The sequence below is a fragment of the Mycobacterium simiae genome (assembly GCF_008370645.1).
GTDB lineage: Bacteria > Actinomycetota > Actinomycetes > Mycobacteriales > Mycobacteriaceae > Mycobacterium > Mycobacterium simiae_A.
In genome coordinates, this window is the sequence record NZ_VTZN01000008.1 from 48,579 (window position 1) to 57,059 (window position 8,481).

General features: G+C 63.0%; 8 protein-coding genes. 2 read left to right on the forward strand and 6 right to left on the reverse strand.

Annotation, left to right across the window (positions count from 1 at the left end):
* Positions 1-79 precede the first annotated feature (79 nt).
* On the forward strand, positions 80-2,017 hold the full coding sequence (htpG, locus tag F0Q45_RS02930) for a molecular chaperone HtpG (protein WP_149652471.1): 1,938 nt from the start codon (positions 80-82) through the stop codon (positions 2,015-2,017).
* Positions 2,018-2,120: 103 nt separating this feature from the next.
* Here the strand turns inward: htpG and F0Q45_RS02935 are convergent, their stop codons facing one another.
* The 5 genes from F0Q45_RS02935 to F0Q45_RS02955 form a co-directional block, all read right to left on the reverse strand.
* Positions 2,121-3,092, reverse strand: coding sequence for an aldo/keto reductase (locus F0Q45_RS02935; RefSeq protein WP_149652472.1), 972 nt, complete (start codon positions 3,090-3,092; stop codon positions 2,121-2,123).
* Positions 3,093-3,119: 27 nt separating this feature from the next.
* Positions 3,120-3,734: a TetR/AcrR family transcriptional regulator gene (locus F0Q45_RS02940; RefSeq protein WP_262490843.1), complete on the reverse strand. Its 615-nt coding sequence runs from the start codon at positions 3,732-3,734 to the stop codon at positions 3,120-3,122.
* A 172-nt stretch (positions 3,735-3,906) separates the two neighbouring features.
* A complete protein-coding gene (locus tag F0Q45_RS02945; protein WP_149652474.1) occupies positions 3,907-4,092 on the reverse strand; it encodes a rubredoxin in 186 nt (61 codons plus the stop codon).
* Between the two features lies 1 nt (position 4,093).
* Entirely contained in the window at positions 4,094-4,261 is a 168-nt protein-coding gene (locus tag F0Q45_RS02950) for a rubredoxin (protein WP_149652475.1), read from the reverse strand.
* Positions 4,261-5,490: an alkane 1-monooxygenase gene (locus tag F0Q45_RS02955; protein ID WP_149652476.1), complete on the reverse strand. Its 1,230-nt coding sequence runs from the start codon at positions 5,488-5,490 to the stop codon at positions 4,261-4,263. Before F0Q45_RS02955 ends, F0Q45_RS02950 begins: the two co-directional genes overlap by 1 nt.
* Before the next feature lie 268 nt (positions 5,491-5,758).
* On the opposite strand from F0Q45_RS02955, the gene glgX reads away from it, so the two are divergent.
* Positions 5,759-7,930, forward strand: coding sequence for a glycogen debranching protein GlgX (gene glgX, locus F0Q45_RS02960; protein ID WP_149652477.1), 2,172 nt, complete (start codon positions 5,759-5,761; stop codon positions 7,928-7,930).
* 8 nt (positions 7,931-7,938) lie between these two features.
* On the opposite strand, the gene F0Q45_RS02965 is transcribed toward glgX, so the two are convergent.
* A complete protein-coding gene (locus tag F0Q45_RS02965; protein WP_149652478.1) occupies positions 7,939-8,250 on the reverse strand; it encodes a hypothetical protein in 312 nt (103 codons plus the stop codon).
* Between the last annotated feature and the right edge of the window lie 231 nt (positions 8,251-8,481).

Sequence of the window (8,481 nt, forward strand, 5' to 3'; positions counted from 1 at the left end):
CGACTGGGGGACCACCCCCAGCTCACCGGCGATTCGGCGCTCGCTAGATTCGAGACGCGATCTCGTCGGAAGGAATGTCATGAACGCGCATGTCGAGCAGCTGGAGTTCCAGGCGGAGGCCCGGCAGCTGTTGGATCTGATGATCCACTCCGTCTATTCCAACAAGGATTCGTTTCTGCGGGAGTTGATCTCCAACGCCTCCGACGCACTGGACAAGGTGCGACTTGAGGCGCTCCGCAATAAGGACCTCCATGTTGATACCTCTGATCTGCACATCCAGATCGACGCAGACAAAGGTGCAAGGACTCTCACCGTTCGGGACAACGGCATCGGTATGACCCGCGAGGAGGTCGTCGATCTGATCGGCACGCTGGCCAAGTCTGGTACCGCGGAGCTGCGGGCGCAGCTGCGGGAGGCCAAGAACGAAGCGGCCTCCGATGAGCTGATCGGCCAATTCGGGATCGGGTTCTACTCGTCGTTCATGGTGGCTGACAAAGTCGAGCTGCTTACCCGCAAGGCCGGTGAAAGCGAGGCCACGAGATGGGAGTCGAGCGGCGAGGGCACCTACACCATCGAATCCGTGGAGGGCGCGCCACAGGGTACGTCGGTGACGCTGCACCTCAAGCCGGAAGACGCCGAAAACGAGCTCTATGACTACACCTCGGAGTGGAAGATCAGGAGCCTGGTCAAGAAGTACTCCGACTTCATTGCCTGGCCGATCCGCATGGAGGTCGAGAAACGCACCCCGGCGGCCGCGGAGGAGGGAGAGGAAGGTGGCGAAGAGACCGTCACCATCGAAACCGAGACCCTCAACTCCATGAAGGCGCTATGGGCTAAGCCCAAAGACGAGGTCTCTGAGGAGGAGTATAAGGAGTTCTACAAGCACATCGCGCATGCCTGGGACGACCCATTAGAGGTCATTGCGATGAAGGCCGAGGGCACCTTCGAGTACCAAGCTTTGCTTTTCATCCCGAAGCACGCCCCGTTCGACCTGTTCAACCGGGACGCCAGTATCGGGATCCAGCTATATGTCAAGCGCGTGTTCATCATGGGTGACTGCGACCAGCTGATGCCCGAGTACCTGCGCTTCGTCAAGGGCGTTGTCGACGCACAGGATATGTCGCTCAACGTATCTCGCGAGATCCTGCAGCAAGATCGCCAGATCAACGCCATCCGTCGCCGCTTGACCAAGAAGGTCCTGTCCACCATCAAGGACCTGCAAACCGAGCGCCCGGAGGACTACCGCACTTTCTGGACCCAATTCGGCAAGGTCGTCAAGGAGGGCCTGCTGTCGGACTTCGACAACCGGGAAACGTTGCTGCAAATATCATCGTTCGCCTCAACCCGCAGCGAAGAAGAGGCCACCACACTGGACGAGTATGTGCAGCGCATGAAGGAGGGGCAGAAGCAGATTTTCTACGCCACGGGGGAGTCGCGTCAGCAGATCCTGAAGTCGCCGCACCTCGAGGCATTCAAAGCCAAGGGCTACGAGGTGCTGCTGCTCACCGACCCGGTCGACGAAGTGTGGGTGGGAGCAGTCCACGAGTTCGACGGCAAACCGCTGCAGTCGGTCGCCAAGGGCGAGGTGGATCTGGACTCCGACGAGGACACGAGCGAGGCCGAGCGCGAAGAGCAGCAGAAGGAGTTCGCCGACCTACTGGCCTGGCTGAAGGAGACGTTGAGCGACCACGTCAAGGAAGTGCGGCTGTCCACCCGCTTGACCGAGTCGCCGGCCTGTCTGATCACCGACGCTTTCGGGATGACGCCGGCGCTGGCCCGCATCTACCGGGCGTCTGGGCAGGAGGTCCCGGTGGGCAAGCGGATTCTGGAACTCAACCCCAATCACCCGCTGGTAATCGGTCTGCGCCAAGCACACCACGACCGCGGCGACGATCCTTCCGTGCCGGAGACCGCCGAATTGCTCTACGGCACTGCGCTTCTGGCTGAAGGCGGAACACCGGAGGACCCGGCGCGGTTCGCTGAGCTGCTGGCCGATCGCCTGACGCGCACGATATAGCCGTACAGGGGACGCCACACTCTGCCGGTTCGATCCAGAAACTGCTGTGACAGAAGCGATTTCGCAGCCCAGGGGCGCTGCTGATGTCGGTGACGAAACCGCCTTAACGGCGTTCCAGCCGCTCGCGCACCATATCGCTGAGGAAGCGCCTTACCGACGTCGGGTGAAATGCCCGGGCCGCGTTGGTCAGTGCATCGCGGGACTCCGCGCTGAGATCGAGATCAGCTGCTGCGACGTTGAATTCGAGCTGCTCGACACTGGACGCTCCCGGTATCGCGACCACGCCGGGCAGGCTGATTAGCCAGGCCAGCGCTACCTGCGCCGGCTTGGCGTCGACTGCTGCGGCGACGGTGCGAAGCGTCTGCAGCAGCGGCTCGATCCGGCGCAAATTCTCGGTGCCAAACAGCGGATTGGCGGCGCGGACTCCACCGGGTCGGTTGTCGACGCCGTACTTGCCGCCCAGCAGCCCCTGCGCGAGCGGGCTGTAGGCGATGACGATGCGGTTTTCCCGTTCAGCGAAGGGAACCAAGTAATCCAGCGCGCCAGGGTGGGCGAGAGAGAAATGCACCTGGTTGCTGATCACCGGGCGCCCCAGCGCAGCGTCGGCCTTGCGCCATCTCGCCAGCGAGTAGTTGGAGACGCCGGCCGCACCGATCTTGCCGTTGTCGAGGAGCTGCCGCATGCCCGGCATGATCACCGAGTCTGGGACCACCGGATTGGGCTGATGGACCTGGTAGAGGGGGATACGGTCCAACTGCAGCCGCCGGGCACTGGCCCGTTCGCGCTGCTTGATCACGGCCGGAAACGGCGCGACCGGGAAAATCTTGCTGGCCACCACCACCTGGTCGCGCTGGTCGCCGAGCGCCTCGCCGAGGATCCGCTCGCTCTTGCCGAGCCCATACACCTCAGCGGTATCGAAGAGGGTGACCCCCAAGGCGAGGGCACGCTGCACGATGTCGCGGGCGGCGCCGGCGGCGTAGCGGTCCCCGTACCCCCATTCGCGCGAGCCGAACTGCCAGGTACCCAGGCCGATCCGGCTGACTTTTCCGATGCGCTCGACGTCGAGATATTTCATGTCTCACACGGTAGCGGGGACTGGGCGTTATCTTCCGATCGATTCGATGAACGGCGCGAGCAGACGTGCCATGCCTTTTGCGGCTTGGTCGGCGTCGCGGGGAGGCAGGGCGAGAAAGCTCAACGCGGCCCGGACAACAGCCCTGCCCATGACTTCCGCGTCGTATTCGTCGGCGTTCACCCAGCTGTTCTGGAAGGTCTGCGACAGGTGTTGGGAGGCATGGTCGACCAAAAACTGACTTTCGACCGTGATCAACCGGAGAATGTCGTTGGGAGCGTCCTCGGTGCGCAATACCTGGGCGAGTGGGTCGTGTTGGACGCGGTCGAAGAAGTCGCGGAATACCGTGCGCATGGCAGCGTAGCCATCGCCGTGGTGTTCGTTGATGGCCGTGCGCATTCCGGTGACGATGGTGTCGGTCAGGCGCAGGGCGTAGCTGCGAGCGAGACCGCTTCGCGACTGGAACTCGTTGTAGATGGTGCCCCGGCTGACGCCGGCCGCCGATGCGACGTCGGCCATCGTGATGGACGTCCATTTGCGGGTGAGCAGCAAGCCGTGCAGTGCGTCCAGCACCCCGTTGTGCATCAGACTCACAGCGGTGTTCTGATACGGGTTGCGGCTTCGCGAGGGCTCGGGCTCGGCCATGTAGCTGAGGTTAGTGGGCATTGACAGTGCTTCCGGTGATGGTGCGGCAAAGGACCGGTTGGCCCCGCCCCCCGTTGGGCGAGGTGGTCGACGAGGTGCGCCATGGTGGCTCGAATATCGTTGCGCGCAATGAAGCTCTGACGATCCAGCCGTCCGCTGTTAGGTGAAGGCGTTAGGCTCGGCTGACTTCGACCATTTCGAAGTCGGACTTGGCGGCCCCGCAATCCGGGCAACTCCAGTCGTCGGGAATGTCGTCCCACCGGGTTCCCGGAGCTATGCCGTCTTCCGGCCACCCTTGTGCCTCGTCGTACTCGAATCCGCACTGTATGCAGCGATACAGCTTGAAATCGGTTGACATCTCAAGCCTCCTTTGGGTTGAAATCGACCTTCTCGCGGACCCCGCAGTCCGGGCAGTTCCAGTCGTCGTCGATGTCGTCCCACTTGGTTCCCCCAGGGTACCCCTCGCGAGAGGCCCCTATGACTTCGTCATAGACATAGTCGCACACCGGGCACTGGTAGGCGGCCATCATTGCGCCCCATAGCGGGCGAGGACCTTTGCGCGCTTGCGCGGGTCGATGTTCACCTTGGTGATGTCACCGCCGTAGTGCTCGATCACGCGGCGGTCCATCACCTTTCGCCACAGCGGGGGGAGGTAGGTCAGGGTGATCAGGGTGGCGTATCCGCTGGGCAGGTTGGGAGCGCCAGCCATGCTGCGCAGGGTCTGGTAGCGGCGTAGCGGGTTGGCGTGGTGGTCGCTGTGCCGCTGTAGGTGGTAGAGGAAGATATTGGTCATGATGTGGTCGGAGTTCCAGCTGTGCACCGGGGCGCAACGCTCATAGCGTCCGGAAGCATTCCGTTGCCGCAGTAGACCGTAGTGTTCGAGGTAGTTGACCGACTCCAACAGCGAGGCGCCATACAGCGCTTGGATCACCAGGAATGGCAGCACCTGCCACCCGAAGACGGCGGTGAGCGCGCCGAACAGAACGACCGACATGACCCAAGCGTTGAGCACGTCGTTGTGAATGCTGCAGGTGGGCTTGTTGATCCGCTGCATGCGGGCTTTCTCCAGCTCCCAGGCCGACTTGAGCGAGCCGAACATGCTACGCGGCAAGAACATCCAGAAGCTCTCGCCAAAGCGTGCGCTAGCCGGGTCTTCTGGAGTTGAGACGCGGACGTGGTGGCCACGGTTGTGCTCGATGTAGAAGTGCCCGTAGAGGGTCTGGGCCAGTGTGATCTTGGATAGCCAGCGCTCCAGGTTCTCGCGCTTATGGCCCAACTCGTGCGCGGTGTTGATGCCCACTCCACCGACGACGCCGATAGTCATCGTCAGGCCGATCTTGGAAATCAGGCCCAGCCCTCCGTCGAGGCCAAGCCAGCTCAGGTCGCTGGCCGTCCACAGGTAGCAGGCCGCCACCAGGCTGATCATCTGAGACGGGATGAACGCGTAGGTGCAGTAGCGGTAGTACTTGTCGTTTTCGAGGCGCTCCATCACCTCTTCGGGAGGGTTTTGGCCGTCGGGGCCCAAGAGCATGTCCAGGATCGGCAACAGCACATACAGCAAGATGGGGCCGATCCACCACAGCACCGGCGTGGCAGCGGTCCAGTCGAGCCTGCCGAACACCCAGGCCAGCGCAAGGCTTGCTGGTAAAGCCGTCGGCAAGACCAAGCCCACCAGCCAGAGGTACCGCTTCCGGTCACGCCATCGCTCGACCGGAATGTGAGGCTTCGTCGTTACATCCAATGCTCTGGTCGCCATGGTGCTCCCTTCTCGACTAGCGCACCGCCACTCCATAGACGGACGGGGTTGAACATAACAGATAATTTGTACAATGACTAGATAAATCAGTGAATTTGTTCAACAGCCGGCTTGCGCTCGCCCGGGCGATTGCCGGCCGCCTCCTCGGCCAAGATGTCGGCTGCTGCGCTAACTGCCTGTCTCCCAACATGTCTCGACTGCAGCGCGCGTAGTGGGCGGCGAACGCGAGTGGGTTTGACCGCTGCGCCGATCGGGTATCCCCAGCGCCATGACCAGCGCCCCCGCCCTCGCCCCGCCGCCCCGACCCGAAGTTTGGCCGGGCCGTTCCTATCCGCTGGGCGCGACGTACGACGGCGCGGGAACCAACTTCGCCCTGTTCAGCGAAGTCGCCGAGCGCGTCGAGCTCTGCTTGTTCGACGCCGACGGCGCCGAGACCCGGATCACGCCGCCCGAGGTCGACGCCTATGTCTGGCACGCTTACGTACCGACCATCGGACCCGGTCAGCGCTACGGTTATCGCGTTCACGGTCCCTACGAGCCCCACACCGGCCACCGTTGCAACCCGAACAAGCTGCTGTTGGATCCCTATTCAAAAGCCATCGACGGCACATTCGCGTGGAACCAGTCCCTGTTTGGCTACGCCTTCGGTGACCCCGACAGCCGCAACGACGACGATTCGGCGGCCAGCATGCCCAAGGCGGTGGTGATCAATCCCTACTTCGACTGGGGCAATGACCGCCCGCCGAAGCACCAATACGCCGACACGGTTATCTACGAGGCGCACGTCAAAGGCCTGACCCGAACCCACCCCGGGATACCGGAACATCTCCGCGGTACCTATGCCGGCGTGGCGCACCCGGCGATGATCGAGCACCTCACCAGCATCGGTATTACCGCGATCGAATTGATGCCGGTGCACCACTTCGCCAACGACTCCAATCTGATCGACAAGGGCCTCTCCAACTACTGGGGTTACCACACAATCTCGTTTTTTGCGCCCGACCCAAAATATTCCAGCGCCCCGTCAGCGGGGGGTCAGGTGCAGGAGTTCAAGGCGATGGTGCGCTCGCTACACGAGGCGGGCATTGAGGTGATCCTCGATGTGGTCTACAACCACACCGCCGAGGGCAATCACCTGGGCCCGACGCTATCGATGCGCGGCATCGACAACGCTGCCTATTACCGGTTGGTCGATGACGACAAGCGCTACTACCTGGATCACACCGGCACCGGCAACAGCCTCAACGTCGGTCATCCGCACTCGCTGCAGTTGATCATGGACTCGCTGCGCTACTGGGTGACCGAGCTGCACATCGACGGCTTCCGGTTCGACTTGGCCGCGACGTTGGCCCGCGAATTTTACGAAGTTGACCGGCTCGCAACATTTTTCGAGCTGGTGCAACAGGATCCGACCGTCAGCCAGGTGAAGCTCATCGCTGAGCCCTGGGACGTCGGGCCCGGCGGTTATCAGGTGGGCAATTTCCCACCGCAGTGGACGGAGTGGAACGGGAAGTACCGCGACACCGTCCGCGATTTCTGGCGTGGGGAGCCCGCCACCCTGGACGAGTTCGCTTACCGACTGTCTGGATCGGCAGATCTTTATGAGAGCACGTCGCGGCGGCCGGTAGCTTCGATTAACTTCGTCACCGCCCACGACGGATTCACGCTGCGCGACTTGGTGTCCTACAACGACAAGCACAACGAGGCCAACGGTGAGGACAACAACGACGGCGAAAGTCACAACCGGTCATGGAACTGCGGCGCAGAGGGGCCGACCGACGACCCGGGCGTCACCGAGCTGCGTGGCCGCCAGCAGCGCAACTTCCTCACGACCTTACTTGTCTCGCAGGGCGTTCCGATGATCTGCCATGGCGATGAGCTCGGACGCACCCAAAACGGCAACAACAACGGCTACTGCCAGGACAACGAGCTCACCTGGATCAATTGGGCCAACGCCGACACCGGCCTGCTGGAGTTCACCCGCGCGGTGGCGGCGCTGCGCGCCAACCACCCGGTGTTTCGCCGACGCCGGTTCTTCAGCGGCAAGCCGGTAGGCCGGCGCGATGAGCATGGCCTGCCTGACATCGCCTGGTTCGCGCCCGATGGCTCCGAGATGACCGAGGAAGACTGGGGAGCGAGGTTCGCGAAGTCGGTAGCCGTCTTCCTCAACGGCCAAGGCATTCCGGATCGGGACCTACGTGGCCAGCAGGTGCTCGACGACTCGTTTTTTCTCTGCTTCAACGCCCATCACGAGCCGATCGAGTTCACCCTGCCGCCAGCCACATTCGGAAGTGGGTGGCGCACAGCCGTCTATACCGGAGCCGGCCAGCTCACCCCGGCCCAGGCGAAGGAGGTGCCCGCAGCGGCGCGGCTTAGCATCGATGCGCGCAGCGTTGTGGTGCTGCAAGCTGTCGCCGTGATCGGCATTGCTGACCAATAAGCGCCGGTTCAGCTGCTTGGTGGCGGTGCTGGCTTGCCGGAGTGCTCCGAGTGCCATTCCAGTTCCGCATCGCGGACGCGCCGGTGAGTGTGGTTCAGCCAAGCCAAACCAGCGGTACCCGCGGCGACCGCCACGATCACGGCGATCCAGCCGGCCGTCGTTTGGTCGGTCGCCAGCGCAAACAGGCCGATGACCAGTGCCACCACTGCGACCGCGACGCCTGCCATGCCGGGCGCATTGGCGCCCTTGTTCAGTGACTCGCCAGCATGCTGACGAAAAGTGCGTTCATGGTCTACCGGGTCGCTTTCCGGATCCTTCACAATCGCTCCTTTGCAGAACTACCTGGCCAAGGCTCCCTAGTCCGGGTTCGGCGTCGGCTCGCGAGGCCTGCGATTGGCCGGGCGCCGGAAGCACCGTCAGGAATACCCTCTTTTCGGGGCGCCAAACGCGCAGCGCCCGGCGCGCAAGGGTGTCACACGGCCACGTATTGCTCCGTCACCCGGTGATGAGGCGCCACAAGCCGGCCGAACCTGCGCGCAGCGCCGCGCTCG